This window comes from Lactobacillus sp. 3B(2020) (assembly GCF_013487845.1).
Classification (GTDB): domain Bacteria; phylum Bacillota; class Bacilli; order Lactobacillales; family Lactobacillaceae; genus Limosilactobacillus; species Limosilactobacillus alvi.
Genome location: NZ_CP047410.1, coordinates 847,462 through 872,729, shown reverse-complemented (window position 1 = coordinate 872,729; position 25,268 = coordinate 847,462). Strand labels below are relative to the sequence as shown.

Annotated in this window: 29 protein-coding genes; 5 read left to right on the top strand and 24 right to left on the bottom strand. The window is 41.8% G+C overall.

Going from position 1 to position 25,268, the window contains the following annotated elements; genetic code table 11:
• Nucleotides 1–38 precede the first annotated feature (38 nt).
• The 5 genes from GTO83_RS04345 to GTO83_RS04325 all read right to left on the bottom strand — a co-directional run bounded on the left by GTO83_RS04345 (nucleotide 39) and on the right by GTO83_RS04325 (nucleotide 6,301).
• Entirely contained in the window at nucleotides 39–1,769 is a 1,731-nt protein-coding gene (locus GTO83_RS04345) for a proline--tRNA ligase (RefSeq protein ID WP_180871904.1), read from the bottom strand.
• A 14-nt stretch (nucleotides 1,770–1,783) separates the two neighbouring features.
• Nucleotides 1,784–3,055 (bottom strand): RIP metalloprotease RseP, encoded by a 1,272-nt coding sequence (gene rseP / locus GTO83_RS04340; protein WP_180871903.1) that lies wholly within the window; start codon nucleotides 3,053–3,055, stop codon nucleotides 1,784–1,786.
• A 14-nt stretch (nucleotides 3,056–3,069) separates the two neighbouring features.
• Nucleotides 3,070–3,858 (bottom strand): phosphatidate cytidylyltransferase, encoded by a 789-nt coding sequence (locus GTO83_RS04335; protein ID WP_180871902.1) that lies wholly within the window; start codon nucleotides 3,856–3,858, stop codon nucleotides 3,070–3,072.
• A gap of 44 nt (nucleotides 3,859–3,902) precedes the next feature.
• A complete protein-coding gene (locus tag GTO83_RS04330; protein WP_180871901.1) occupies nucleotides 3,903–4,694 on the bottom strand; it encodes an isoprenyl transferase in 792 nt (263 codons plus the stop codon).
• 140 nt (nucleotides 4,695–4,834) lie between these two features.
• Nucleotides 4,835–6,301 carry a sucrose-6-phosphate hydrolase gene (locus GTO83_RS04325; protein ID WP_180871900.1) on the bottom strand — a complete coding sequence of 489 codons (1,467 nt, stop codon included), beginning with the start codon at nucleotides 6,299–6,301 and terminating at the stop codon, nucleotides 4,835–4,837.
• Between the two features lie 235 nt (nucleotides 6,302–6,536).
• On the opposite strand from GTO83_RS04325, the gene GTO83_RS04320 reads away from it, so the two are divergent.
• Nucleotides 6,537–8,444 (top strand): sucrose-specific PTS transporter subunit IIBC, encoded by a 1,908-nt coding sequence (locus GTO83_RS04320; RefSeq protein WP_180871899.1) that lies wholly within the window; start codon nucleotides 6,537–6,539, stop codon nucleotides 8,442–8,444.
• A gap of 832 nt (nucleotides 8,445–9,276) precedes the next feature.
• Here GTO83_RS04320 and GTO83_RS04315 read toward each other — a convergent pair.
• The 9 genes from GTO83_RS04315 to GTO83_RS04275 all read right to left on the bottom strand — a co-directional run bounded on the left by GTO83_RS04315 (nucleotide 9,277) and on the right by GTO83_RS04275 (nucleotide 16,173).
• On the bottom strand, nucleotides 9,277–10,221 hold the full coding sequence (locus GTO83_RS04315; protein WP_180871898.1) for a linear amide C-N hydrolase: 945 nt from the start codon (nucleotides 10,219–10,221) through the stop codon (nucleotides 9,277–9,279).
• An 11-nt stretch (nucleotides 10,222–10,232) separates the two neighbouring features.
• Nucleotides 10,233–10,604 carry an iron chaperone gene (locus GTO83_RS04310; protein WP_180871897.1) on the bottom strand — a complete coding sequence of 124 codons (372 nt, stop codon included), beginning with the start codon at nucleotides 10,602–10,604 and terminating at the stop codon, nucleotides 10,233–10,235.
• Nucleotides 10,605–10,752: 148 nt separating this feature from the next.
• Nucleotides 10,753–11,313, bottom strand: coding sequence for a ribosome recycling factor (gene frr, locus GTO83_RS04305; protein WP_180871896.1), 561 nt, complete (start codon nucleotides 11,311–11,313; stop codon nucleotides 10,753–10,755).
• A 1-nt stretch (nucleotide 11,314) separates the two neighbouring features.
• Nucleotides 11,315–12,040, bottom strand: coding sequence for a UMP kinase (gene pyrH / locus GTO83_RS04300; protein WP_180871895.1), 726 nt, complete (start codon nucleotides 12,038–12,040; stop codon nucleotides 11,315–11,317).
• A gap of 76 nt (nucleotides 12,041–12,116) precedes the next feature.
• A complete protein-coding gene (gene tsf, locus GTO83_RS04295) occupies nucleotides 12,117–12,992 on the bottom strand; it encodes a translation elongation factor Ts (protein ID WP_180871894.1) in 876 nt (291 codons plus the stop codon).
• A 96-nt stretch (nucleotides 12,993–13,088) separates the two neighbouring features.
• Nucleotides 13,089–13,868, bottom strand: coding sequence for a 30S ribosomal protein S2 (gene rpsB / locus GTO83_RS04290; protein WP_180871893.1), 780 nt, complete (start codon nucleotides 13,866–13,868; stop codon nucleotides 13,089–13,091).
• A gap of 170 nt (nucleotides 13,869–14,038) precedes the next feature.
• Entirely contained in the window at nucleotides 14,039–15,037 is a 999-nt protein-coding gene (locus tag GTO83_RS04285) for a D-2-hydroxyacid dehydrogenase (protein WP_180871892.1), read from the bottom strand.
• Nucleotides 15,038–15,158: 121 nt separating this feature from the next.
• Entirely contained in the window at nucleotides 15,159–15,431 is a 273-nt protein-coding gene (locus tag GTO83_RS04280; RefSeq protein ID WP_180871891.1) for a GIY-YIG nuclease family protein, read from the bottom strand.
• Nucleotides 15,421–16,173, bottom strand: coding sequence for a tRNA1(Val) (adenine(37)-N6)-methyltransferase (locus GTO83_RS04275; protein WP_180871890.1), 753 nt, complete (start codon nucleotides 16,171–16,173; stop codon nucleotides 15,421–15,423). Before GTO83_RS04275 ends, GTO83_RS04280 begins: the two co-directional genes overlap by 11 nt.
• 94 nt (nucleotides 16,174–16,267) lie before the next feature.
• On the opposite strand from GTO83_RS04275, the gene GTO83_RS04270 reads away from it, so the two are divergent.
• Nucleotides 16,268–16,906, top strand: a complete 639-nt coding sequence (locus GTO83_RS04270) for a 1-acyl-sn-glycerol-3-phosphate acyltransferase (protein ID WP_180871889.1) — start codon at nucleotides 16,268–16,270, stop codon at nucleotides 16,904–16,906.
• A gap of 52 nt (nucleotides 16,907–16,958) precedes the next feature.
• Here GTO83_RS04270 and GTO83_RS04265 read toward each other — a convergent pair whose 3' ends face one another.
• Together GTO83_RS04265 and GTO83_RS04260 are read right to left on the bottom strand one after the other, a co-directional pair.
• Entirely contained in the window at nucleotides 16,959–17,186 is a 228-nt protein-coding gene (locus GTO83_RS04265) for a YneF family protein (protein WP_180871888.1), read from the bottom strand.
• 67 nt (nucleotides 17,187–17,253) lie between these two features.
• The gene (locus GTO83_RS04260; protein ID WP_180871887.1) at nucleotides 17,254–17,505 is read right to left on the bottom strand and encodes a DUF896 domain-containing protein; all 252 of its coding nucleotides are present in this window, start codon (nucleotides 17,503–17,505) and stop codon (nucleotides 17,254–17,256) included.
• 137 nt (nucleotides 17,506–17,642) lie between these two features.
• Here GTO83_RS04260 and lexA point away from each other — a divergent pair, with 137 nt between their 5' ends.
• A complete protein-coding gene (gene lexA, locus GTO83_RS04255) occupies nucleotides 17,643–18,269 on the top strand; it encodes a transcriptional repressor LexA (protein ID WP_180871886.1) in 627 nt (208 codons plus the stop codon).
• A gap of 320 nt (nucleotides 18,270–18,589) precedes the next feature.
• Here lexA and GTO83_RS04250 read toward each other — a convergent pair whose 3' ends face one another.
• On the bottom strand, nucleotides 18,590–19,744 hold the full coding sequence (locus GTO83_RS04250) for a hydroxymethylglutaryl-CoA synthase (RefSeq protein ID WP_180871885.1): 1,155 nt from the start codon (nucleotides 19,742–19,744) through the stop codon (nucleotides 18,590–18,592).
• Between the two features lie 353 nt (nucleotides 19,745–20,097).
• Between GTO83_RS04250 and GTO83_RS04245 the strand changes: the two genes are divergently transcribed.
• Together GTO83_RS04245 and GTO83_RS04240 are read left to right on the top strand one after the other, a co-directional pair.
• Nucleotides 20,098–20,730 carry a hypothetical protein gene (locus tag GTO83_RS04245; protein WP_180871884.1) on the top strand — a complete coding sequence of 211 codons (633 nt, stop codon included), beginning with the start codon at nucleotides 20,098–20,100 and terminating at the stop codon, nucleotides 20,728–20,730.
• 143 nt (nucleotides 20,731–20,873) lie between these two features.
• The gene (locus GTO83_RS04240) at nucleotides 20,874–21,419 is read left to right on the top strand and encodes a hypothetical protein (RefSeq protein WP_180871883.1); all 546 of its coding nucleotides are present in this window, start codon (nucleotides 20,874–20,876) and stop codon (nucleotides 21,417–21,419) included.
• A 107-nt stretch (nucleotides 21,420–21,526) separates the two neighbouring features.
• Here the strand turns inward: GTO83_RS04240 and GTO83_RS04235 are convergent, their stop codons facing one another.
• From GTO83_RS04235 to GTO83_RS04205, 7 genes are all read right to left on the bottom strand, one after another.
• Nucleotides 21,527–22,810: a GH25 family lysozyme gene (locus GTO83_RS04235; RefSeq protein WP_255463168.1), complete on the bottom strand. Its 1,284-nt coding sequence runs from the start codon at nucleotides 22,808–22,810 to the stop codon at nucleotides 21,527–21,529.
• Nucleotides 22,791–23,051 carry a hypothetical protein gene (locus tag GTO83_RS04230; protein WP_255463167.1) on the bottom strand — a complete coding sequence of 87 codons (261 nt, stop codon included), beginning with the start codon at nucleotides 23,049–23,051 and terminating at the stop codon, nucleotides 22,791–22,793. The genes GTO83_RS04235 and GTO83_RS04230 overlap by 20 nt, the downstream gene beginning before the upstream one ends.
• A complete protein-coding gene (locus GTO83_RS04225) occupies nucleotides 23,041–23,370 on the bottom strand; it encodes a hypothetical protein (protein WP_180871882.1) in 330 nt (109 codons plus the stop codon). Before GTO83_RS04225 ends, GTO83_RS04230 begins: the two co-directional genes overlap by 11 nt.
• Nucleotides 23,367–23,768 (bottom strand): hypothetical protein, encoded by a 402-nt coding sequence (locus tag GTO83_RS04220; protein WP_180871881.1) that lies wholly within the window; start codon nucleotides 23,766–23,768, stop codon nucleotides 23,367–23,369. The genes GTO83_RS04225 and GTO83_RS04220 overlap by 4 nt, the downstream gene beginning before the upstream one ends.
• Nucleotides 23,769–23,870: 102 nt before the next feature.
• Complete coding sequence (locus tag GTO83_RS04215) at nucleotides 23,871–24,122, bottom strand: hypothetical protein (protein ID WP_180871880.1); 252 nt, start codon at nucleotides 24,120–24,122, stop codon at nucleotides 23,871–23,873.
• A 2-nt stretch (nucleotides 24,123–24,124) separates the two neighbouring features.
• Entirely contained in the window at nucleotides 24,125–24,487 is a 363-nt protein-coding gene (locus GTO83_RS04210) for a DUF2977 domain-containing protein (protein WP_180871879.1), read from the bottom strand.
• Nucleotides 24,487–25,239 carry a hypothetical protein gene (locus GTO83_RS04205; RefSeq protein WP_180871878.1) on the bottom strand — a complete coding sequence of 251 codons (753 nt, stop codon included), beginning with the start codon at nucleotides 25,237–25,239 and terminating at the stop codon, nucleotides 24,487–24,489. The genes GTO83_RS04210 and GTO83_RS04205 overlap by 1 nt, the downstream gene beginning before the upstream one ends.
• Nucleotides 25,240–25,268 lie beyond the last annotated feature (29 nt).

Below are 25,268 nucleotides of genomic sequence, written 5' to 3'. Positions count from 1 at the left end.
CCAACCTTTATACTTTATCCTAGCAGGCTACTCTTAGTCTACTCTGCTTGTTGAAGATTATTCTTCAACAAAATTTGGATTGTATTAACAAGTTCTGCTACCTTCACTTCGATGGTTTCGCCAGTCTTCCGAATCTTAACTTCGACGATTCCTTCAGTAGCTTTCTTACCAACCGTAACCCGAATTGGTAAACCAATCAAATCAGAATCAGCGAATTTAACACCGGCCCGTTCTTTCCGGTCATCAACTAATACCTCCAAACCGGCGGCTTCGAGATCAGTAGTAATTTCATTTGCGACCTTCATTTGATCATCATTTTTGGCATTAACTGGGATCACATGAACATCAAAGGGAGCAATACTATCTGGCCAAACTAGCCCATTTTCATCTGCTTGTTGTTCAGCGACCGCTGAAAGTAACCGGCTAATTCCAATCCCATAACTTCCCATCATAACGTCAGTTAAACGCCCATTTTGATCTAGTACCTGGGCGCCCATTTGTTTGGAATAGTGCGTACCAAGCTTAAAGATATGGCCAATTTCAATTCCTTTTGTGAATTTAATTGGTAACCCATCTGGTGCAATTTCACCTTCTTGGACCATTCGGAAATCGCCAAATTCGTCAACGCGGAAATCACGGTCACGATTAGCATTGATATAGTGGTAACCATCATCATTAGCTCCACAAGCAACGTTAACCAAACCTTCAAGGTAGCGATCAGCTAAAATCTTAATATCTTCGCCAACACCTACTGGACCAAGGGAACCAAAGCTAGCGCCGAGATACTTCTTTGCTTGTTCGTCATTTGCTAATTCAAGTTCTAAACAATCAAGCGCGTTTTTAACCTTGGTCTCGTTAACTTCGTCATTTCCCCGCATTAAAACTAATACTGGTTGGAAAGTTTCATCAGTCATCTTAGCCATGTAAAGCATTGCTTTAATAATTTGGTTACTTTCAATTCCTAAGCTTTCAGCAGCTTCGTCAACCGAATGAGCTCCAGGGGTTGCTTGCTTTGCCAGTTCAGCAAGCGCGGCGTGCTGTTGGACGCCATCAAACTTACTAGTTGCCTTTTCAATGTTAGCAGCGTAGCCACCATCAGTGTACACAATCGTATCTTCACCAACAGCCGCTGGCGCAGAGAATTCTTGGGAATTCTTTCCCCCCATCGTACCAGAATCAGCTAAGATTATTTTGTATTCCAAGCCAATCCGATTAAAAATATTTCGGTAGGCGATGGCTTGCTTATCGTAAGCGGCATCTAGCCCGGCTTGATCTGCAGAAAAAGAATAGCCATCCAGCATTTCAAATTCTTTCCCACGTAGAATTCCAAAACGTGGTCGATCTTCATCCCGGTATTTATCTTGCATTTGATAAAGTACCAATGGTAACTTTTTATATGACTTAATGGAATCCCGGATTAAAGAAGTAAATGTTTCTTCATGGGTTGGTCCTAAAATGAATTCACGATCCTTTCGGTCCTGAAGTTTAAACAAGTTTGGCCCATAACTTTCGTAACGTCCTGATTCCTTCCATAGATCAGCCGGTAATAACCCCGGCATCATCATTTCGACAGCGCCAGCCTTAGCCATTTCGTCGCGAATAATGTTTTCAACCTTCCGAATTACCCGGTAAGCCATTGGTAAATATGCCCAGACCCCCGCTGAAACTTGGTAAATATAGCCCGCTCGAGCCATCATCTTATGACTTAAGGCTTCCGCATCACTTGGGGCTTCTTTTTTCGTTGGAATCAATATTTGAGATTGCTTCATTTTTTAAACTCCTTTTAATGGATAAAATATCGGTGAATATCGTTAAAAGTAACTAGAATCATTAATAATAATAAGAAGAAAAAGCCGATCATAGTAACGAAGGCTTCTGCTTTCTCTGGAATTGGACGTCGGATGATTGCTTCAATGATATTTAACAGCAATTTTCCCCCGTCAAGCGCCGGAATTGGCAGTAAGTTAACAATTCCCAAGTTAATCGATAAAAGGGCTAAGAAATTTAAGACCCCATTAAAGCCAAGCGCTGTCGCTTGAGATGTTCCAGCATAAATTGCCACTGGACCGCCTAGATCATTTAAGGAAAATCCATGTGTAAACATATGTCCTAAAATTGTGAAAATTAACGTTCCGGCACTAACGAATTGTTGCCAACCAAAGCTTAACCGGGCCTTAAAGGAATGGTCAACTTGTTCTTGAATTCCAATTTGACCGACCCTTTCTTTTCCTTGGGTTACTGTTTTAGGCGTAATTTTTACTGTCTGTGTCTTTCCCCGATGGGAATACGTAACACTAACTCTTTTACCAGGATGCTTCGAGATTTGATTAGCTAACTGGCTCCAATCATTAGTTTTTTGACCATTAACTCTAATAATCCGGTCACCAGCAACCAAGCCAGCCCTTGCAGCCGGTGAATTAGCCGTAACTGCCCCTAATTGATTACTATTTGTTGGAATCCCATTTAAAGTGAATCCTAGGATAATAAAGACAACCAATGACAGGAGAAAGTTATTAAAAGCCCCCGCAAAATTAGTAATCATTCGCGCAGGTAGTGAGGCTGAACTAACCCAAGTATCTCGCGGAGCAATCCGCACGGTAGTCCCACTCTTTTCAATTAATTCAGCATCATGATTTACTCGGAAAGTCTTTTCTTCACTTTCATTTCCATTTACATAGCCCTTAATTATTAAGGCATCAGTTAAATCAAAATTTGTAACTTGTAATGGTAAGCCACTGAATAAACCTTGCTTTTGACTAGTATTGATTTTAATAACTTGGCTTTGATCATTTAATTCAAGGGTAACCGGCATTCCAACCCGTAAATCATCTTCATCATCATCATTACCAGCTAGACGGACATAACCACCTAGGGGTAAACAACGAACCGTATACGTTGTTCCGTTAACTTGGCGCCACCAAATCTTTGGCCCCATTCCAATTGAAAACTCTCGGACTAAAATCCCTGCCCGCTTAGCAAAAAAATAGTGACCAAATTCGTGAACTAATACTAACAAACCAAAAACAATAATAAATACAATGATTGTTAGGATCAAAATGTCACCCCTTCTTAAATAATTCCCAGTAGGTAAAGTGCTGGCATGACTACCAACATACTATCAAACCGGTCTAAGATTCCCCCGTGACCAGGGAGGATCTTTCCTGAATCTTTAACACCATAGAACCGCTTAAGGGCTGATTCGATCAAGTCGCCAATTTGACCAAAAATTGAAAGTAAAATCGTCACGAGGACCATTAACCAAACATTCAATTGGCCGACTGGGAAATAGTGAAGATAGATGGCTAAAATAATGGTCGCTACAAGGGTACCAAGAATTGACCCTTCCCAAGTCTTATTTGGACTAACCTTCGGAGCTAATTTGTGTTTACCAAACTTCCGGCCAAAAAGGTAAGCGCCGGAATCGGTTAACCAAACAATCAGCATTCCATATAGGAGAGTGGTAAAACCATCCATCCGGGCATTAATAAAAGCATTAAAACCCATCCCGATATAGATAACCGCTAAAGTCAAAACCCCGGCATCATCAAAGTTAAACCGGGTTTTGTGAAAGACGGTGTGCAACAATAATAACATGATTAAAATATAACTGGTCGTTAGTCGGGTTAAGTGCCCCGGTAAAAAAGCTAACCAACTAGTTGGCGCAATCATTACTAATACCGCTAAATAAGAAACAATTGCTGCAAATGAAGTCACAAAAATTTTTTTCATAATTAAGACTTCACTTATTGCAATAACTCCTAGCGCCATCGCAACAATAGTCAGTGGTAATCCCCCAATAATAATCAACGGTATGAAGATTGCTAAGGCAACCACCGCCGTAATTACCCGTGTTTTCATTTTACAAAACTCCTTAAAATCCCAGTTTGTTTAACTGGTTTGATTTACTTATTTTCTAAGCCTCCAAAACGCCGATGCCGACTCTGGAAAGTAGCAATTGCTGCTTTCAAACTCTCACCATCAAAGTCAGGCCAATGTTGGTCAACAAAGACGAACTCACTGTAGGCTAATTGCCAAAGCATAAAATTACTTAACCGTTTCTCTCCACTTGTCCGGATAAGCAGATCTGGATCAGCCAAGTCACCCAGTGGCCCCGTCATCATCGCCTTACTGAGGGTAGCTCCATCGATTTGATCAGCCATCAATTTACCCGTTTGAACTTGCTTTGCGACTGTTTTAGTTGCCCGAATAATTTCATCACGACCTCCATAGTTCAATGCAAAATTCAAAACCATCCCTGTACAATGAGCAGTATCAGTAATCGCCTGGTTAACAACTTTTTGCGTTGCAATTGGTAAAGCAGAGATATCCCCCATTACCATCACCCGTACATTATTTTTTATCAGGTCAGGGACGAAAGTGTCAAAGAACTTAATTGGTAATTGCATGAGAAAGTTAACTTCACTACTTGGCCGCTTCCAATTTTCAGTTGAAAAAGCATAGAGAGTTAAAACTTTAACCCCTAAATTACTAGCGGTAATCGTCACCTTTTTTACGGTCTGCATTCCTTGTTGGTGTCCCGCAACTCGTGGCAAGTGACGCGCCTTAGCCCACCTGCCATTACCGTCCATAATAATGGCAATATGAGCTGGAATCCGTTCTAGGTCGAGTGTTTGCTCAGTTACCGCTTTCTCTTTTGGTTTGGAAAACACAGCGTTCCTCCAGTCCTTCCGCATTGGAAAATTTTACAACACTCTTCATTTTAGCAGATTTGATCTAGTATAAAAAGAATTTTCAATAGGATGTGTCGGAAGGATTATTAAAATCATGTAAAAAAAGATTCCTTCAAGTTCAACTTGTCAGGAATCTTCATTACTTACATTTTATTTAATTGCCATAGACTACCATGAACTTGTGTTGGTCGGTCAAAAGCAACCGTCTGGTCACTCTGACGTGTAAAGTAACGACCAGTCATCACTTGGGCCCCATCATTTACAAAAATTTCAGCTAATGAATGATCCAAAAAGATCCGCAATTTCACTGCTTGGTTAGCTGGTAAATCAATTTCACGAGTATGACCGTATTCAACAGCTGTCGGTTCATCTGTCTTACTGCGATCAAGAATTAGTTTGCCATTTTGAGTATCAAATTTAACTTGCAGTCCCCGTTTTAAAATTTGATCCGCAGCTAACCATAACGTTCCTTTCTGGTTCGGTTCAATCGTAACTTCAAATTCAATTTGCTGACCTGCTTGATCATCTACCATGGTCACTTGACCATCGATTACTTGACTTCTGCCACGAAGAGACTTCATCGCTGGAACCGGATTTTGATAAAGTTGACCATCTTTTTGGTGCAACACTTTAACTTGACTAAGACAATTTGCCCAATTTTCCCGATCAGTTGGATATGTTAAATCTGGCAATCCAACCCACGAGATGAGATAAGCCAAGCCATCAGGGGCATTAAAGGTTTGGCTAGCATAAACATCAAAACCAGCATCTAAATTTTGTAATTTGCCTGGCCTTCGTAGAGTTGCCGTGGCTAAATCAAAACTTTCACCTTGCAGAACCAAGTTCGGGTAAATGTTTTGATACGCAAACTCATCCTTTGACAAACCTTGCGGGCAAAAAATTAAGGTTGGAACTCCATCAACCATTACTAAGTTGGGACATTCTACCATATATCCAAAGTCTTTAATTCCAGTTTTAATTGGACCAACAAATCGCCATGGTCCGGTAACTTGATTGGCTTGGTATAAAACCATTTCACCCCGTTTATCGTTTTGGCTTTGCATCCCAATAACAGCGTAAAACTTCCCATCAACTTCAAAAAGTTGCGGATCACGGAAATGTTCACTGGCAAAAGTCGGTTGCTCAATTAATGGGTGACTTAGCTTTTTGACTTCACCATTTTGCGTTAACCAAGCACCAACTTGGTAAGGGACCCGAGTCCAATCTGATGTCCGATGATTTCCGGTATACATTAAAAAAAGTTGGTCACCAACTACGTGGGCAGATCCCGAGTAAGCTCCATGACTTTCAAATTTGGTATCTGGAGCGATAGCTAATCCCCGGTTTTCCCAATAAACTAAGTCCTTTGAAACCGTCCGCATCCAGGATTTTAGACCATGGGTGGCACCAAAAGGAAATGATTGATAAAATACATTCCACTCGCCATTAAAGTATGAAAAGCCATTAGGATCATTTAACAAACCTGAAGTTGGCCGAATATGATAACGTAGTTGGTAGGCAGAATTATTGGCCTGAGCTTGTAACTCTAATAATTCTAATGCACTGTGTTGCTCATATGGACGATACCGTTTTTCGCGTGTCCATTCCATTTTTTACCCCCCTTAGAATCATTTTCAATCATTACTATTCTAGAAGTTCTTGAAGTTAATTGTCAATCGGTTGCTATTAAGAATATTTTGCCACTCGCTTTCATTACTTATTTTTAAAGGTTTTATAAAAGAAAAATTATCAATCGGTTAACATTAGATAAAATCCGAGTATTATATATACCGAATAAAGCGTTTTCACATTGTGTAATACAATACATTTAAGGAGGTTTACAGCATGAATCACAAGCAAGTGGCTACCGACGTTATAAAAGCGATCGGAAAAGATAACATGGTGGCAGCGGCCCACTGTGCAACTCGGCTTCGGTTAGTGCTGAAGGATGACACCAAGGTTGATCAAGCAGCTCTTGACGCTAACGATGGCGTTAAAGGGACCTTCAAGGTTAACGGTCAATACCAAGTTATTATTGGTCCGGGAGACGTCAATAACGTTTACGATGAGCTAATTAAACAAACTGGTTTGCAGGAAGTTTCAACGGATGATTTGAAGCAGATCGCTGCTAAGAATGAAAAGTTCAACCCAGTGATGGCCTTCATTAAGCTATTATCTGATATTTTTGTTCCGTTGATTCCTGCCTTAGTTGCCGGTGGTCTTTTAATGGCCTTGAACAACGTGTTAACAGCGACTGATCTTTTTGGATCAAAATCAATCATTCAAATGTTCCCACAAATTAAGGGACTTGAAGAAATGGTTAACGTAATGTCTGCCGCTCCATATGTTTTCTTGCCAATCTTAGTAGGGATTTCTGGAGCAAAACGGTTCGGAGCTAACCAGTTCTTAGGGGCCGTTGTCGGTATGATGATAACCGCTCCTGCCTTGGCGGAAGGTGGTACTTGGAGTATCTTTGGTTTACACATTGCTATCCAATCTTACACAAACCAAGTTATCCCGGCTTTAGCAGCTGTCTACTTGCTTTCAATCTTTGAAAAATGGTTACACAAGAAGTTACCATCAGCGGTTGACTTTACTTTCACACCACTAATTTCCGTCCTCTTAACTGGTTTTTTAACTTTCGTAATTGTTGGGCCAGTAATGAAAGAGTTATCTAACTGGATCACAGACGCCATCGTTTGGATTTACAACACCCTTGGCTTTGTTGGAACGGGAATTTTCGGAGCGGTTTACTCCCCAATTGTGTTAACCGGGTTACATCAAAGTTTCCCAGCCATCGAAACGCAACTTATCTCGGCCTTCAAGGCTGGGAAAGGTGCTGGTGACTTCATTTTCGTCGTCGCTTCAATGGCAAACGTTGCCCAGGGGGCTGCCACTACGGCCGTTTACTTCTTAACTAAGGATCATAAGATGAAGGGACTTTCAAGTTCCGCCGCCGTTTCTGCATTACTTGGGATTACGGAACCAGCCCTCTTCAGGGTTAACTTAAAATTGAAATTTCCATTCTTCTGTGCTTTAATCGGTTCCTGTGTTGCCGCAACTTTAGCTGGTCTCTTCCATGTTATTGCAGTCTCCATGGGTTCCGCTGGATTCATCGGTTTCCTTTCTATCGATGCTCATTCAATCCCGCTGTACTTGGCTTGTGAATTAGTAAGTTTTGCAATCGCCTTTACGGTTACCTACCTTTACGGAAAGTCACACAATGCATTAGTCAACCCAGCGGTTTCTTCTACCACTACAGTTACCGAAAAAGATTTGAATACTGCAGTAACGACTGAATCTGCTACCATCGCTAGTCCAGTTACTGGAACGGCTGAAGATTTAAGCCAAGTCAACGATGAAGTCTTCTCTCAAAAGATGATGGGTGACGGGGCTGCTGTTCTCCCTTCTGATGGAACAATTTATGCTCCAGTTAACGGGACCATCACGGTTGCTTACGAAACTAAACACGCTTATGGTTTAACTGCCGATAACGGTGCTGAAGTCCTAATCCACGTTGGCCTTGATACGGTTAACTTGAAGGGAGAACACTTTACTAGTGAAGTTTCCCAGGGACAGCAAGTCAAAGCTGGTGACAAACTTGGAACAATTGATCTTGACGCTGTTAAAGTTGCCGGTTACGATACCACAGTTATGGTCGTAATTACCAATTCAAATGACTACAAGGATGTTAAACGCCTTGCTGATGGCAAAGTAAATCATGGTGACCAATTGATTGAAGTAGCTAAATAACATCTTCTGCTAAAATATAACCTAAGATTGAGGTTGGGAAGAGACTTTTTGTTTCTTCCCGGCCTTTTTTGCATCTCCGAATGTTACTCAGTAACTAAGGTCCAAAAGCACGGCCTTAGCGGATAAGTGCGAACGAAAGGCCGATTCAATGAATCAACCTTCGTCCTTCTTATCCCAACCAGGCCGTCAAGGAGCTTTTTCCCCAACCTCTTTGTTACCCTAAAGATCGAGCTAAAGTCGTTCTAGGTTCAGGGACTTCGAGTTCGAATTAAAAATGACTTCCGCTATCTGAGCTTTGATAGTTTGCTTTAAGGTTGTGGAACTACGAGTTCGTGTATAGGAAATGAATTACACAGTTTGATATTCGGCGTTATCAATCCATTCAAGGTGGCCATCTAGATCACATTAATAAACGGGAGAATCCCATTACCCGTAAACTTTTATATTTTGCGGTTGGCAATATGGTTCGCTATCAACACACCTGTCCTAATCACATTGTCTATTATTATTACCTTAAAGAAAAACGACCTTATCCCAGACAGAATAAGGTCGCCATGGTCGCTTGTATGAATAAAGCCCTCAAATGTCTTTTATCCATGATTAAGCACCATATCAAATATAAATACCATTATCGGTATACGAACTCGAAGTCCCTTGTGAAGATATAAATATCTCACAATTTGATTATATCACATTGTCCTGATTTTTAAATCACTATTTGAATCAGGTATTTTTAGTATACTCTCATTTTTGATACTTAATCCTTGACTAATCGTAGGAAAGAGGCCGGGAAGAAACACACGTTTCTGCCCGGCCTCTCGGCCTCGCTTTTTTATTGGTAAACCCGCGCTGTCGTTTGTGTAGCTAATTCAGGGGTTAATTGGAGAGCAGTCATAGCTAACTGCGAGTAAGCTTGGAAATAGTAGGTTTTTGTTTCTGCAACCATAATTGATCGGTAAACTGAGAAAGTTGGCCGATGTCCCCGACTTTGAGGAACCGTTACTGTATCTAACAAATGGCTCGTTGTTGCAATCCCAGTATTTAAATTAGTTGGCTGATCCGCAAATTCTTTCATATAGGCCGCACGAACAAAGCGCGCGCTCGGAGAATAGGCACCTGGTGGGGTCTTTTTCCCACTTAAGCGCCCGGTTGTGACGTGAAAAGTATTTAAGGGGACACTCCCCGCTTCAAACTGCGGAGTAAAGGTAACATAATCTTCCATTTTGCGAAGTTGCGCCTCAAAATTTGGATGATTCGTCAAAACACCTAATGGATTTTCCCGTAATTTCAACGGTGATTGGCTCGGTTCAATTACCACCATCCGACCGGTCGCATCCATTACGGCAAAATGTTGTTCCGCGTGGCCAAATTTAACATCACTATAAGTATCAGTCATTAATTCGATTTCATCTAAATGCGCCGCGATATCCGCAATTGAGGCAAAACGGCCTAAGAGATAAAGGGCTAACTCAAACGCTGCTAATTGAACTTTATCAGCGTGTCGTTCCTCCGTTAATTGACCACCATGGTCAAAGGTTAGTTTTTGGACCATTAATCCTTTTTCATTAACCCCATCACTGACGTCCGTTCGTTTTAGGTTTGTAAAGCCACCCCCAACTAAAGCATAGCGATTCCGATAGGTCCGGTGATCATAAATCGTTTGCCATTCAAAATTGCGTGGGAGAAATAAGGGACTTACTCGTAAGGTATCCCAATCCATCGTCCGGCCAAAAATATGATAATGATCTTGCGTCACAATACCAATACTTGTACACATCTTAATTCCACCTACCGTAGCCAAAAAGTTGTTGTCGCTCGCTTTAATTCCAAAGTTCGATCAATGATCCTTCCTAATAGCTCATATGGAACTTCCGCTTCAAAATTAACTTGGAAGGTTTTTTTACCGTGCTTAAGTTTCAATGCATTAATTGTAGGTAAAAATTCTTCAAAAACCACTTTTTCGGGGCCCACCGAAAAATGTTGCTTCGCCACAAAAAAGCCAAGAATAAAAGTGTCATGGGCAGTAAACATTGGTTGATTCCATTTAATTTGACCAACCAAGGCTTCATGATATTCACTTACCCATTGCATTATTTGCCGAAACTTTTCACGATAAACCGGATTTTCGATTTCCTCAAGATAGCGCCCAATTTCATCCATTACCCAAACCCCATTTCACTTATCTCTAATAATTTTATCATGGTAAAGTTTTTCAAGACAAGTTTATCGTTTATTAATCTATAAGAAAAAGGTAGGTAGAAAACCCTTATGGCTCTCAACCTACCTTTTTTCATTACCAAACTGACTCCTAATTTGACATCAATTCTTTTTCTTTTTCAGCCGCAATCGCTTCAAGATTCTTAATACCATCATCGGTTTCCGTTTGGACTTTCTTTTCAAGGTCGTGGAATTCATCATCGTTGAAATCGCCGTCCTTGTTACCTTTCTTCAAGGCATCCATAGCCTCCCGGCGAACATTCCGAACAGCAACCTTCGCCTTTTCGGTTTCAGCCTTGACTTCTTTAACCAGCTCTTTCCGCCGCTCTTCTGTCAATTGTGGAACAATTAATCGAATAGCTGTCCCATCATTTTGAGGCGTTAAGCCAAGGTTTGATTGATAAATTGTTCGTTCGATCTCTTCAAGCAAAGTCTTATCATAAGGCGTTACTAAAAGTTGCCGTGCTTCTGGAATTGAAATTGAAGCTACTTGGTTCAATGGCGTCATTGCACCGTAATATTCGACTTGAACCGGGTTTAACAAACTAGCATTTGCTCGGCCAGCCCGAATATCAGCCAAGGTCCGCTTTAATGCTTCCCCTGACTTCGCCATTTTTTCTTTTGCTTCCGCTAAAATTTCTTTACCGGTCATATTAATCCCCCTCAATCGTCGTACCGATTGCTTCACCCTTAACAACCTTCAAAATGTTACCAGGAGTATTAAGGTTGAAAACAACCAGCGGAATATCATTGTCCATTGATAATGAACTTGCCGTTGAATCCATAACGTGAAGTTGTTTATTAATAATATCCATATGCGTCAAACGGTCAAACTTAACAGCTGATGCATCCTTGTTAGGATCAGCAGAGTAAACCCCATCGACCCCGTTCTTAGCCATTAGGATTGCATCGGCATTAATTTCGGCAGCCCGCAAAGCGGCGGTAGTATCAGTTGAGAAGTATGGACTTCCCGTACCACCAGCAAAAATTACAACGCGCCCCTTTTCAAAATGCCGAATAGCTTTCCGCCGAATATATGGTTCGGCAATTTGCCGCATTTCAATTGAAGTTTGTACCCGTATTGGAACGCCAAGTGATTCTAAAGCATCTTGTAAAGAAAGAGCATTCATTATAGTTGCCAACATTCCGATATAGTCAGCTTGAGCCCTTTCCATTCCAAGTTTTTCACCGGTAACACCACGCCACATGTTACCACCACCAACAACGATCCCAACTTGCACTCCAAGGTCGTGAACTTCTTTAAGTTCCTTGGCAACCGTCTTTAATTCGGGAGGGTTAATCCCAAAGCCTTGATCACCGGCTAATGCTTCCCCACTTAATTTAAGAATAATCCGTTGGTATTTGACTGATTCCGTCATAATTTACCTCCTGGTTTACTTGCAAAAAAGGACGCACCGCCCCTTTAGTACAGTACGCCCCTCTGACGATTACTAATTACTTATTTAATTGTTCACTGATTTCTTGGGCAAGGTTAGTTTCCTTCTTTTCAATTCCTTCACCAACTTCGTAACGGATGAAGGACTTCAACTTGCCACCCTTGGAAGCAACGTATTGAGCAACCGTTTGGTCTGGGTCCTTAACAAAGTCTTGATCAGCCAGACAAATTTGGGATAAGAACTTGTTTAAACGTCCCTCAACAATTTTTGGCACGATCTTTTCAGGCTTACCTTCGTTTAGCGTTTCTTCAGTAAAGATCTTCTTTTCGTGTTCAATCCGGTCAGCCGAAACGTCTTCCCGCGTCATGAATTCTGGGTTAACAGCAGCAACGTGCATTGCAACGTCCTTGGCCGTCGTTTCATCAGCGCCTTCCAGGACAACTAAAGCCGCAATCCGACCGCCTTGGTGTAAGTAAGCACCAAAGCTGTCGCCATCTTCCTTGTTAACGATCGCAAACCGCCGAAGGGAAACCTTTTCTCCAGTCTTTTGAGTGGTAGAAATCAAGTCATCCTTCAAAGTTCCGTTAGCAGTTTCCAATGCTAATGCAGCATCAACATCAGCTGGTTGCTTTTCAACAAGCAAATTGGCGATATCCTTCAAAGCAGCCTTGAATGGATCAGAAGCAGCCACAAAGTCAGTTTCAGAGTTCAATTCAACAATTGCTGCTGTATTCCCAACAACTTCAATATCAGTTAACCCTTCAGCAGCAATCCGGTCGCTCTTCTTAGCAGCCTTTGCGATCCCCTTTTCACGAAGAAAATCCATTGCCTTATCCATGTCACCATCACTAGCAACTAATGCCTTCTTGGCGTCCATAATTCCGGCACCAGACTTCTTCCGTAATTCCATAACTTGCTTTGCGCTAATTGCCATGAGTATCTCTCCTTAAATTTTTTAAATTTCAAAAAAGCTGTTTTGCACTCAGGCCATCCTGGTCTAACTGCAAAACAGCCCAAGCATTAACTATTTTTAGTTGTTGCCTTCAACACTGTCCTTAAGATCCTTCAAAGAATCTTCAGTAACTTCAGCGTCTTCTGCCGGTGCTTCTTCAGATTGAGCATCGTCTTGACCTTGCTTACCTTCAATTACGGCATCAGCAATCGTAGACGTAATCAAACGAACCGCACGGATAGCATCATCGTTTGATGGGATGATAACATCGATGTCATCTGGATCAGTGTTGGTATCTACCATCGCAACGATTGGAATGTTCAACTTTTGAGCTTCCTTAACAGCGATTTGTTCCTTGTGTGGGTCCACGATGTAAAGAACATCTGGGATCCGTGGCATATCTTCAATCCCGCCAAGGAACCGTTCAAGCTTTTCACGTTGCTTAGTCAAAACAGCAACTTCCTTCTTAGGAAGACGATCAAAAGTACCATCTTCAGCCATCTTCTTAAGTTGCTTCAAACGGCTAATCCGGGATTGAATCGTCTTCCAGTTGGTCAAAGTACCACCAAGCCAACGGTGGTTAACGAAGTATTGACCAGCCCGAACCGCTTCTTCTTCGATTGAATCTTGGGCTTGCTTCTTCGTACCAACAAAAAGAACAACCCCACCATTAGCGGCAACATCCTTAACGTAATTGTAAGCGTGGTCAATCATCTTAACCGTCTTTTGTAGGTCAATGATGTAAATCCCGTTCCGTTCAGTAAAGATGAATGGCTTCATCTTTGGGTTCCAACGACGGGTTTGGTGACCAAAGTGGACACCGGCTTCAAGCAATTGCTTCATGCTAACTACAGACATGAATAATACCTCCAAATAGTTTTTTTCCTCCCCGCCTCTCTTCTGATTGGGGTACCCATAGGCACTTCCTCAACCATCAAGACGAGTGTGAATTGTGCTTTTTGCACCGTTAATTAGTATACCGAAAAAGAAAAGGGAAGGCAAGCCCTTCCCTTTGAAATTATCTGAATTTAGTCAAAGCTAACTTCCTTTTCTGAGTTACCAGTTTGAATTAATTCAAGATTAGCATCAAAACTTTGCTTAACCATATTCATTACCGCAACATCAGTGTAGAAAGCCGTATGAGGGGAGATTAAAACATTTTCCCGGCTATCGAGATTCCAAAATTCTGGATAATCCATATTTTTTCCTGCCATGTCATGGTTGAAAACTTTAGTTTCATCTTCGAGAACATCTAAGGCTGCCCCAGCAACCTTACCCGAATCTAAAGCTTCAATTAAGGCAGTTTCATCAATCAGCGGTCCTCGAGAAGCATTGATGATATATACCCCATCGTTCATCTTCGCGAAGGCAGCTTGATCAAGCATGTGTTCCGTTTCTGGGAACAATGGAATATGCAAAGTAATTACCGTTGCTTGAGCATAAAGTTCGTCTAAGCTATCAACATAAAGGCCTTCCGCTTCTAGTTCTGGGTTATGGAATTTATCATAAGCAATCACTTTAGCCCCAAAACCTTTATAAATGTTAATTGCTACCCGGCCGATATGTCCAGTACCAATCACCCCAACCACTTGTTGGTTTAATTCATGAGAAATTTCTGGTGCCCACCGGTAATCATGCCGTTCAAACTTATGGAAGTATTCTTTCGTTCGACGTAAAAGATTCAATAACTGAGTAACCGAGAATTCTGCAATTGCTGCTGGTGAATATACTGGCACATTTGTTACCTTAATCTTGTTTGCTTTCACGGCAACAGGATTTAAGTTATCAACTCCGACATTGCGTAAGGATAGATAATGAATTCCATAACCTGCTAAGGTTGCCAAAACGTTATCAGTATATGGAGCCTGTTGGAATGCAACTACCCCATCAAATCCTTGCGCTAAGTTAACTGTTTCATCAAGGAGTAAGTCTTCAACAATCTTAACTTCAACTTCAGGATGTTCCACTTGCCATTTTGCAACATAAGGTTTTTCATCTTTGCGAATTCCATAAGCAATAATTTTCATCTTAGTTAGCCTCCAAGTTTTCATTCGATATCGACTAGCAACAGACACTCAATACGGTAATTCAACCGCTTTCAAAGAGTAATACAAATTATAGCATATTATCAAAATTTTCGGGAGAATTTTACCATGTCACACCGTGATCCTTAAGGAAAGCTTCCTTTTTTAAACGTGTTTGATGTTTAAAGTGATACTCCGCTGAGAGAGCATCATGCTTATTGGTGAACTTCTCTTGGTAAATTAACTTAAGTGGGTGGCGCTTTTTTACCCGGGTATACTTTGCTCCTTTATATGCTTGGTGCGTGGCGAACCGTTGGTCAACGTCATCCGTGAAGCCACAGTAAAAACTATTATCTGCACACAATAGAACATACATGAAATAAGCTTTAGTAACCATTTAGCATCGCCATCACTTTAGGAACGTATTCACCCTTCTCATTTGCAACCACAAGCGGTGGTACAATCTTTAAGCCACCTTTTTTACCGTCTTTAATCGCCTCAATCAAAACCATATTAGCATCCCGGCCAACTTTGGGATAAATCAGCTTGAGGCGCTTTGGTTCTAAACGCAAACTTGTCATTAAGCTTAAGATTTCCGTTAACCGCTCTGGACGGTGAACCAAATAGGCCTTCCCGTTCATTTTCAAAAGGCCACTCATTTTTTCAATTACTTCTTTTAAATTAAGAGCAATTTCATGCCGGGCCAAAGCTAAGTATTGATTTGGATTTTTTTCACTTTGGGGGTGGTCCTTAAAATAGGGTGGATTGCAAACCACAATGTCTGCCGAATCTTTCGGTAAATAATTATAGATTTTTTTTACATCAACGTTTAAAACTTGGTAACGTTCGGCTAAATCGTTTAGTTGAACACTCCGTCTCGCCATATCAGCCAAGCGGTCCTGCAATTCTACTTCTATGATCTGACCGCCAAGTTTACGGTTTAAGAAGAGCCCAATCGCTCCGTTACCAGCACAAAGGTCAACCGTTTGCAAATTATGTTTTCGGTTAGGTCGAACGAAATCAGCTAGTAAAACCGCATCCAGTGAGAAAGCGAAAACTTCCGAACTTTGGATAATTTGAATCCCTTGGGCGGAAAGTTGATCAATCCTTTCGTTTGCTTGCAATAGATCATCTGCCACGATATTTAATTCCTCCAACTACTTGCATAAATAAAATTCAATCTTCTATACTTAGTAATGTATTTACAGTAAATTTTTCATGTGAGGTTTGTCAATGCTTTATAGTTTTTTAGTCCATGTGGTGGGACCGTTTCTAAATTTAATTAATGGGCGACCAATCGTAGTCGGTAAAGAAAACCTACCAAAAGGAAACTACATTTTGGTAGCACCACACCGTTCCTGGATGGACCCGGTTTTATTATCCTTAGCAATTTATCCAAAGAAATTTGCTTTTATGGCAAAAGAAGAAATTTTCCAAAGCAAGTTTGCCAATTACTTTTTACGGAAACTAAATGCCTTCCCCGTTAACCGAGTTCATCCTGGTCCGTCAGCGGTTAAGACTCCGGTTCGAATTTTAAAACAAACGGATTTGGCAACAATCATTTTTCCTTCCGGTTCACGCTATTCCTCAAAACTCAAGGGTGGTGCGTTAGTAATCGCTAAACTTGCTGGGGTTCCCTTAGTTCCAGCTGTTTACCAAGGACCACTGAAATTTAAGCAACTTTTTCGACGGGAAAAACGAAAGATTGCGATTGGAAAACCAATTACGATTGATCGAAAGATGAAATTATCAGAAGAAAACATGGCTCAGATTAGCCAACAAATGCAAAGTGCTTTTGATAACTTGGATCAACAATTAGACCCAAACTATCACTATCAGATGCCTGAAAAGCCTGCTGATGATCATTTTTAAAATAAAAAAGCGACTGGAAAATCCAGCCGCTTTTTTATTTTGTAGTACTCCACTACTTTTTGTTAGCTTTCTTAGCTTGGTTCTTCATGGTTTGCATCATCTGGTGCAACTTCTTATCAGAAGGCTTTTGTCCCATTTGAAGCATCATCGTCCGTAACATATCTGCCGAAATTGGCGGATTGTTACGCAGGTAGTTTTCCATGTAACGGCGTGCCCCGAAGAAACCAATGGCAATTCCGACAATTAATGCCAGAATTACTAAGGCGATTGTAAGACCCACTTGTCTTTCCCCCTTTATTGTTATCATATCTATGTTACACAATCTAGAGGAATTTTAAAAGTGATTTTTAATCGTCACGCAAACCTTTTTTCCGTTGAACTTGACGGACCTTTTCTGGGGTTACCTCTTTTCCGTCTTTATCATAAATTCGCATCATCTCGATGTTAGACCGAAAAGCTTCGCGGAAATTAGCTAGATATTGATCCCGTAGCTTCTTACGTTCTGCTTTTTCAGCTGTAGTTAAACCAACCGTTTTGTTTTTATGGGCCAATTCGTTAATGCGTTTTAACAATTGGTCTTGTTCATTTGATTCAGTCATCGTATCAACTCCTTAGAGAACTGAATTTAGCATACTCAAATCAAGACTTAAATGCAAGTAGAAAAGTTCGAACGCATGTTTTACATTTAGAAAAAATCATGTTAAAATGGAAAAAATTATAACAAGGAGTAATCACTATGCCAAGAAATTCCGAGCCAAAACAGCTTGAAGTCCTTGCTTTTATTCATCAACAAGTAACCGAACAAGGATATCCACCAACGATCCGCGAAATTTGTGATGCCGTTGGTCTTTCATCAACTTCAACGGTCCACGGGCATATTAACCGATTGATTAAACGGGGGTATTTACAAAAAGACCCAGCCAAGCCACGGGCCTTAGAAATCACTCAGGATGGTTTAGTAGCCATTGGGATTAAGCCCCACCAACACGAAATCCCACTTTTGGGAGTTGTTGCAGCTGGTCAACCGATTTTAGCAATCGAAGAAGCAACGGATTACTACCCAGTTCCGCCAACCATTCAAGATAACGATGACTTGTTCATGTTAACCATTAAAGGTAACAGTATGATTAACATGGGGATCTTAAATGGTGATAAGGTGATTGTCCGACAACAAGAAACTGCCAATAATGGGGATGTTGTGATAGCGATGACGGCCGAAAACGAAGTAACTTGTAAGCGATTCTACAAAGAAGCTCGTTACTACCGCCTTGAACCTGAAAACGATGATATGGATCCAATTATTCTTGACGATGTACGAATCTTAGGTCGGGTGATTGGTTTATTCCGGGATAGTATTTTCTAGAATTTATTCGGCAAACAAAAGAAGAGGGGCCGGGAAGAAACGCACGTTTCTTCCCAGCCCCTCTTTCATCTCCGAATGTTACTCAGTAACTAAGGTCAAAGCAGTAGCTGAAATGGTAGTTGCTTTCCTAACGGTCGCACCAACCTATTCAGCCTTGCATGGGCTCACAAACGCCAAACCAGTTGGCTGGTTCGCTCCAAAGAACGGCCTTAGCGGATAAGTGCGAACGAAAGGTCGATTCTAATCAATCAATCTTCGTTCATCTTATCCCAACCAGGCCGTCAAGGAGCTTTTCCCCATCCTCATTCCTTGTTTTTGTTTTACTTCCGTTGATAAACCCGTTTATGATCCGTTTGCCCAGCTAGGACAAATTCGGCTGGATCATGTGAAACATCAAAAGTGATATCTTCGCTCTTCATTCCTAATTGTTGATTAAATAACTGCTCATACTCAGCTACCGAAACTTGCCGCCGTTGATCCAAAAACTTATCTGGATGATCAATAAAGTTTTCAAACCCGGCAACCAATGTTCCCGTATAAAATTCACCTTCAGCCCCAGAACCATAACTGAATAATCCTAACTGGTTACCAGCCGCTAATTGACCGTTATTCAATGCGGAAAGTAAACTTAAGTAAAGAGAACCTGTGTACAAATTACCAACTCGTCGACTATAAATTTGACTAGCTGCCAAGATGTTCCAATAGCGGCTGGCAACTTCATCTTCTCGGTCACCTAACTCACTGACAAGCGCCTTCCGTCCCATCTTCGTAAACGGTAAATGGAAGAGAAAACCTTCAAAATCAGCTAAAGTCCGCCCGGTTAGTTGCCGGTAACGTTGCCAGCAAGCTTGGAAAAAATCAATGTAAACCTGGGTTGAGAACTTACCGTCAACTAAGGCTTCTGTCCGGTATAATGGCCGCCAGAAGTCCATAATGTCCTTCGTCATCACTACGTTCGTATCCCCAAAGACCATTACCCGGGGGTTAGCCGTCACCATCATCGCAACCGCGCCCCCACCTTGGGTAACTTCACCACCTGTTTCTAGCCCATAACGGGCAATATCTGATCCGATTACCAAAACCCGTTCATTCGGATTAAGGGCAATTAACCCCTTTGCAAATTGAAGGCCAGCCGTTGCTGAGTAACAAGCTTCTTTTAATTCGACCGTCCGAACAAAATCATCCAAGTCTAAGAGGTGCTTGACGTAAACTGCACTTGCCTTTGAATTGTCAATCCCTGACTCGGTTGCAACAATCAAGGTACTAACCTGTGCCAATTCAGCTTTAGGAAATTTAGCTGCTGCTTGAGTTGCCAAAGTTACTATATCTTGGGTAGGAGGAATCACCGCTTGTTCACTTTGACCAATCCCAATCAAGTATTTATTGGGATCAACACCCCGCGCAACTGCTAAACCTTTTAAATCCAGAAAAAGAGATGTGGTCGCAAAACCAACCCGGTCAATACCAATCTTCAAAACTATCCCTCCAGATATTCTTATTTACTATAGTGTAATTATTTTATCTAGTTTGCTAGAATTTGTAAAACAGAACAATTTATAAGCGTTCCCTAACACTTTTATCATATAACGTATAAGGCCGATTAAGCGTCATCTCTCTAACGCTTAATCGGCCTTATAATTAATTATTTAAAGGAGAGTACAGGCATTAAGACCATTGATATATCAGCGTTTAAGCATGTTTTGTGTGCAGTCTGTGTGCATCGAGAAAATATGGTAATCTTTTTTCTAAAAAATATTAAAATACGCTTTACTAAACTAGAGTTTAGTGTTACTATAAACATGTAATCAAATGAAGGAGGAATTTAATCATGAAAAATGAATTGAAATACGGCGCAATGGTACTCGCGAAGGAAAACTTGAAGCAAAAGATGGGGGTATCCGAAATCATCTTGACAAAGCAAGATGTTGAGATGATGAGCTCTGATCTTAAGGAAGAGTTTGAAGCAACCGGTAAAGCAGTTGCCGATACTAAGGATACTGATCTCTTTATCTACGCATACGGAAACGAAAAGTTTGTCCCTGTATTTGATGTAATCGGAAGTGATGCACTTATCGAAGATTACGCAGAAGAAGTAATGTTTGATGAAGACGAGGAAGCGGAACTCAAGAAAGCACGTGATCTTTTCTGTCAAATTGCTAACGCTGCTAGCGAAAAAGCGATCCTCGATCTAGTAGCACCACTTACCAAGCCTTATTTTAAGGTTTCAGTGTCAACTAAAAACTATGTATTAATTACTGCAATTGTCAGTGAGATTAACGCAAAGTACCTTGGTTATCCAATGCAGTTCAAGGCGATTTACGATCAAGATGGCTACCCCAAGCTGATGGTAAATAACACGACAATTGAGCAGGCGATTGAAGATGGTTTGCTAAAGGGGCTTGACCTTGACTATCTTGAAAATCAAGAAGCTAAGTTCAATGAGCTGTCTTTAGCAAAATAAAAAAAGGCGCCAAGCAATGGCACCTTACCCCCACTGACGTAGGGAAGAATATAAAGGTTGCGTATTTCTGAAAACGCTATCCGCAACATCCCCACTGACGTGAGGAACTAAGACTAGTGTAAAACTTAATAGAGGGAAAATCAATGATAATTGATGTAAATAAAATTGAATGGACGCTAAACAATAGAAATATCACTGCCTACCGCATCTCAAAGGATTCTGGGGTATCTCAGCAGTTACTTGGGAACTATCGGAATGGAATGATCGAAGTCGAATCAATGAGCCTTAAAATGGCCGAGAAGCTTTCTAAGGTGGCTCAAAAGTACTTCTACGATGAAATGGGAAAAGCTATCCGCTTCATCGAAAGTGGGAGTGCTGATGGCGTCATGTTAAGTAAGATCTACCCCGTCAGGGAACTTCGTGCCATCGTGATTGACGACCTGCAATCATCCGAAGGCGAGCGTACGCTTACCGGGGATGATGAGGACTTAAAAGAAATTCTTAAGGACTTGGAATCATACGATACCGGGTTCGCTTACGTCCTTGAAACTGCTGACCCCGACTTTGAGCAGCATGTGGTACCTTTCGACTTTGACCACATGCAAGAATTAAGCCAAGAGTTCCACAGTCTCCCGTCACTACACAAGCTACTAAGTGGCACTGCCGATTTACTGCCAGACTTGAATTAAGCTCCTGCCCCGTGCCGGGGCTTTTTTTATGTATTAAAAAACACCTCCACCGAAGTGAGGGCGCTTAAACAACTATATTACTGTCAGTACAGTTATTATACCAGATTTTATTTAAAAGTTCCGTAGGCTTCCCGCGTGTTCGCGTTGCGTACTGCAATATAAGCATATTGGCCGTTGCCCCGTGGTTGCCTTACATAGACAAAGCCATTGTGGACCGAGTACGCATCGTACTTAACTACTAATCCGGGACCTGCATACATCAAAGAAGTTGAGTAAGGCTTGGCGCCGTAGCGCAGGTGAAGCCAGGTATTTGAAATGAAAGTACCGTCTTCTTTGTACCAAGTATCGCCTAAATTGTCCGTCCAAGTAGTCGCTTGGCTTTGCTTTGGTTGGGCGATTGGTTGCGTAATCTTGCTCGTGACCGAGTTACCCTTACCGTTATCAGCGACCCGGAGAACTTGACCAGGATAGATAGTGTCGTTGATCGTCTTGCCGTTAAGTTGTGCTAAGGCGTACATGTCCATATCGTGATCATGAGCAATCTTCCACCAACTATCACCGCTCTTGACCGTGTAAGTATGCGTGTCTTGGTGGATTTGCTTCCCGGCTTGGACGGCTGGTGTCGTCGTCACTGGTTTTTGCGAGTTACCACCACGATAACCATTTTTGGTGATATCAACGCCACCAGGTGCAAGTGAGATGTTACCGTCATAACCTCCTGCCCGGTAAGTCGATGTAAATTGGTAAATTGTAACGCCATCCATACTTGGAAAGACACCCCAGTACGGTTGCGACCGGACATTGTAATCTGGGTATGCAGCAATCCACCCCGAATTAGGAAACTGTCGAATGACTTCTTGCCAGTTGACATGTGCTAAAGTATAAGGCTTGTAAGAATAATACACTGGCGTATATCCAGCATCCTTGATTCTTTGCATACCATGGATGATGTTGCGGGTATTTGCTTCAATATCACCACTTGCACCGGCTTCATAGTCAAGTGCAACGATTGAGCCTTTTGGCGTTTGAATCCGTGGCAGGAAGTAATCCAGCATTTGATCAGTCCAGTAAATGCTTGACCCGGTCTGATCCCATAAGTACGTGTGCATCCGCAAACCGTTAGCAATCCCAGTCTTAACTTGATTTGCGTAAGTATATTGCGTGTAAAGACGTGCACCATTAAAACCACCAATTTGAGCAATCCCAAACTCGTCTTGATTATAAATCTTGGTGGCGACAAAGCCTTGATACTTTGACAAATCTACCCCATAGGAGCGCCCTTCGGCGAGCACAGTTTGTGGATTTTCTCCAGTAGCACCGGAAACTAAAAAGGCACCTGCCATCGCAAGTGCCCCGTAAGTTATAACTTTACTACTTAATTTGCTTTTCATTCTGCTTAGCTCCTTCACTTGTAGTTACCGTCCCATCGCCTTCGATGAATCCTGCTACGGAAAGCACAGCAAGGATGGTGTTAATAATTCCGGCTACTTGATCCCAGTGACCGTAAGAAAAGCCAAAAGCTAGCATGATTTGCTGAATTAGTACGATCAAAAGCGTACAGAAACTCGCAATCACCGTCTTATTTAGCGTCCCGTCAGCGTTTAGAAACTTCTTTTGCAAACTATTTTTCATCTTCAATATCTCCCCTTGATTTGAGTTCTTCTGTAAGTTTGGCAACTTGCCGATTTAGTGCATCAATGACGCTGTTTAGACTATCCACTTGTGATTTAAGCGATGAAACTTGCGCACTAAGCTCGGTATTTTGCTTTTTCAACTCTTCTCGCTCGTCCGTCAGTCGATCCAGTCTCTCAAAAAGGTCAGGCATGTGGTCAGCGTAAACTTCTTCCCGTTGGGTCCGATCATCGCGACGACTTTGCATGTAAGTGAAAAGCCCCGTAATGCCTCCGCCGGAAAGGAAAGTTACCACAAGTGTTGCAATCTGTGTTTTCACTCGCTTCGCCTCCCGTGTCCAGGAAAGTCAAGCGCTTGAAGTAAGATCCGGATAAAGACAAAGCATGATAGCACCGTCCCTATCCGTAGTCCTGGCCCAAAGTGCATATCTTGGATAAAAAAGGCGACAAAGTATGTTAGCCATAAGCCACCATAAATTGAAAGTAAAATTGCGTCCAAGTACCAGTGGTGAATATGACCAAGGCTAATCACAATGCCGACTACCCCTAAAATAATCAGTAGTACCGCCCAATTCACATTACCGAATGCGTGCATAAAGTGAACTACATGGTCGTGGGGGTCATCTTGGAGCATTTTCCGGTTGACAGCCAAGACCAACCCTGCAACTAGTGTTTCCAATGAATCAACCACTAGATTAAGATCTCGTCGTTTACACATTAATCCTCCTCTCCCCCTTTCAATAAGCCGCCCATAATAAAAGCCCAACCATCTGGCAGGGCCTCATTATGTATTGTGCGTTTCGGAGGCGACTAATTAAATTTATTGAGTTACCGTCTGTGGGTTAGTCTCAGCTGGGGATTGACTATCTTCACTCGTAGACTGGGAAGTAGAAGTTGAAGCCGATCCGCTTGCACTTGAAGTTGGATCTGCATAGTCCTTGCCCGTAATTAGCTTATAGCCTTCTTTAGTCAAAACGATATCCCCAAGCTTGACGTACGGAACTAAGTCAAAGCCTGGCATCCAAGCATACATCGACTTACAGAAATCGAACATTTGTCCATATGGATACATAATTAGTTACCTCCTTGTTCTTTTGCTAGCAATTGTGCTACTTGCATACCTAAAGATGATGCAATTTGGCTCATCTCTTGATCGGATTTCTTTAAGCTTTGAATTTCAGTGGTCAGGTTAGCTACCTGTGCTCCTAGCTGATTGATAACTTTCTGCCCACCTGTAATTCCAATTCCCGGGATTGATGGCTTAGGCGCTTCATACTGATCGTTGATGATCACCTTCCCGTCTTGGTAAAGATACTTTTCACTCGCGAAATTATCTTGGAATTCAGTTGGCAAGTCACCAGTATACTCGATCGTACCAGGCAGATCTCCTACGCTACAGTATCCTATAATCAAATTTCCATTAACGACTAATTTCATCACTTCACCCCCATAATCTTTGTAATATTAATTTTCTGGCTACTCTCGCCTAAGTGAGCCGTATCGTCGCTTGAAGAAAGAAGGGTTATCGCTCGATTTCTTGTAACTTGAGCAGTAGTGCCTGTGGGAAAGACAAGCTCGGCATCGTAGAAATCCGCAATCTTTAAAGTGGGGTCGTTATTTAAATTTAATGCGTTGATATTCACTTTGCTCAAGTTGCCGTATGCTAACCCGCAATTTTCGGTATCGGTAGTGTATCTGACTAAGATGGAGTTATATAAAGGTGAACCATTCGGTAAAAACAAATTGCTATTTAAAGTTGCAGGTTCATCTAGTTTTGAGAAGCCACTCCACAGAGTCACCAATCCGTCATACTTAATCCACGCTCCTGTCCCAGAGTCTGGAGCACCGCCAGTATGGAGAGTTCGCTTCCAGAAGTAGCCATTTAAGTTATCCATAAGATAGATCATGCGCCGACCGTCAGCTCCATCAATCACATCGACATTGCTGATCCATGTCGTAGGTGTATCGGCAGTTGCAGTTGCAGGATGATTGGTAAATCCAGACCCTTCGTAGTATCCCGGAGCCAACTTTAAAAGATCGGCATTCGCCACCCACTTACGCTTAGTAAAGAGTTGCTGATCGTGCGCATACATATCTGGTGTGGCAAAGCCGGCATTGTCAGTGTCAACTGGAAGATGGACTGACTGCTCATTTGACCCATACCCATTAGAGCCGATGTGCTCCAGCAACTTTCGCTCCAGTTCAGAAACTGATTTTT

Bases quoted from the DNA above. Each gene is read 5' to 3' on its own strand.
- GTO83_RS04335 (WP_180871902.1), bottom strand. From the start codon at position 3,858: ATGAAAACACGGGTAATTACGGCGGTGGTTGCCTTAGCAATCTTCATA.
- GTO83_RS04320 (WP_180871899.1), top strand. From the start codon at position 6,537: ATGAATCACAAGCAAGTGGCTACCGACGTTATAAAAGCGATCGGAAAA.
- rpsB (WP_180871893.1), bottom strand. From the start codon at position 13,868: ATGTCTGTAGTTAGCATGAAGCAATTGCTTGAAGCCGGTGTCCACTTT.
- frr (WP_180871896.1), bottom strand. From the start codon at position 11,313: ATGACCGGTAAAGAAATTTTAGCGGAAGCAAAAGAAAAAATGGCGAAG.
- GTO83_RS04280 (WP_180871891.1), bottom strand. From the start codon at position 15,431: ATGGTTACTAAAGCTTATTTCATGTATGTTCTATTGTGTGCAGATAAT.
- GTO83_RS04220 (WP_180871881.1), bottom strand. From the start codon at position 23,768: ATGTGTAAACGACGAGATCTTAATCTAGTGGTTGATTCATTGGAAACA.
- GTO83_RS04310 (WP_180871897.1), bottom strand. From the start codon at position 10,604: ATGGATGAAATTGGGCGCTATCTTGAGGAAATCGAAAATCCGGTTTAT.
- GTO83_RS04230 (WP_255463167.1), bottom strand. From the start codon at position 23,051: ATGAAAAATAGTTTGCAAAAGAAGTTTCTAAACGCTGACGGGACGCTA.
- tsf (WP_180871894.1), bottom strand. From the start codon at position 12,992: ATGGCAATTAGCGCAAAGCAAGTTATGGAATTACGGAAGAAGTCTGGT.
- GTO83_RS04240 (WP_180871883.1), top strand. From the start codon at position 20,874: ATGATAATTGATGTAAATAAAATTGAATGGACGCTAAACAATAGAAAT.
- GTO83_RS04215 (WP_180871880.1), bottom strand. From the start codon at position 24,122: ATGTATCCATATGGACAAATGTTCGATTTCTGTAAGTCGATGTATGCT.
- GTO83_RS04285 (WP_180871892.1), bottom strand. From the start codon at position 15,037: ATGAAAATTATTGCTTATGGAATTCGCAAAGATGAAAAACCTTATGTT.
- GTO83_RS04270 (WP_180871889.1), top strand. From the start codon at position 16,268: ATGCTTTATAGTTTTTTAGTCCATGTGGTGGGACCGTTTCTAAATTTA.
- GTO83_RS04245 (WP_180871884.1), top strand. From the start codon at position 20,098: ATGAAAAATGAATTGAAATACGGCGCAATGGTACTCGCGAAGGAAAAC.
- GTO83_RS04235 (WP_255463168.1), bottom strand. From the start codon at position 22,810: ATGAAAAGCAAATTAAGTAGTAAAGTTATAACTTACGGGGCACTTGCG.
- lexA (WP_180871886.1), top strand. From the start codon at position 17,643: ATGCCAAGAAATTCCGAGCCAAAACAGCTTGAAGTCCTTGCTTTTATT.
- GTO83_RS04210 (WP_180871879.1), bottom strand. From the start codon at position 24,487: ATGAAATTAGTCGTTAATGGAAATTTGATTATAGGATACTGTAGCGTA.
- GTO83_RS04260 (WP_180871887.1), bottom strand. From the start codon at position 17,505: ATGACTGAATCAAATGAACAAGACCAATTGTTAAAACGCATTAACGAA.
- GTO83_RS04325 (WP_180871900.1), bottom strand. From the start codon at position 6,301: ATGGAATGGACACGCGAAAAACGGTATCGTCCATATGAGCAACACAGT.
- GTO83_RS04345 (WP_180871904.1), bottom strand. From the start codon at position 1,769: ATGAAGCAATCTCAAATATTGATTCCAACGAAAAAAGAAGCCCCAAGT.
- GTO83_RS04330 (WP_180871901.1), bottom strand. From the start codon at position 4,694: ATGCGGAAGGACTGGAGGAACGCTGTGTTTTCCAAACCAAAAGAGAAA.
- GTO83_RS04315 (WP_180871898.1), bottom strand. From the start codon at position 10,221: ATGTGTACAAGTATTGGTATTGTGACGCAAGATCATTATCATATTTTT.
- pyrH (WP_180871895.1), bottom strand. From the start codon at position 12,040: ATGACGGAATCAGTCAAATACCAACGGATTATTCTTAAATTAAGTGGG.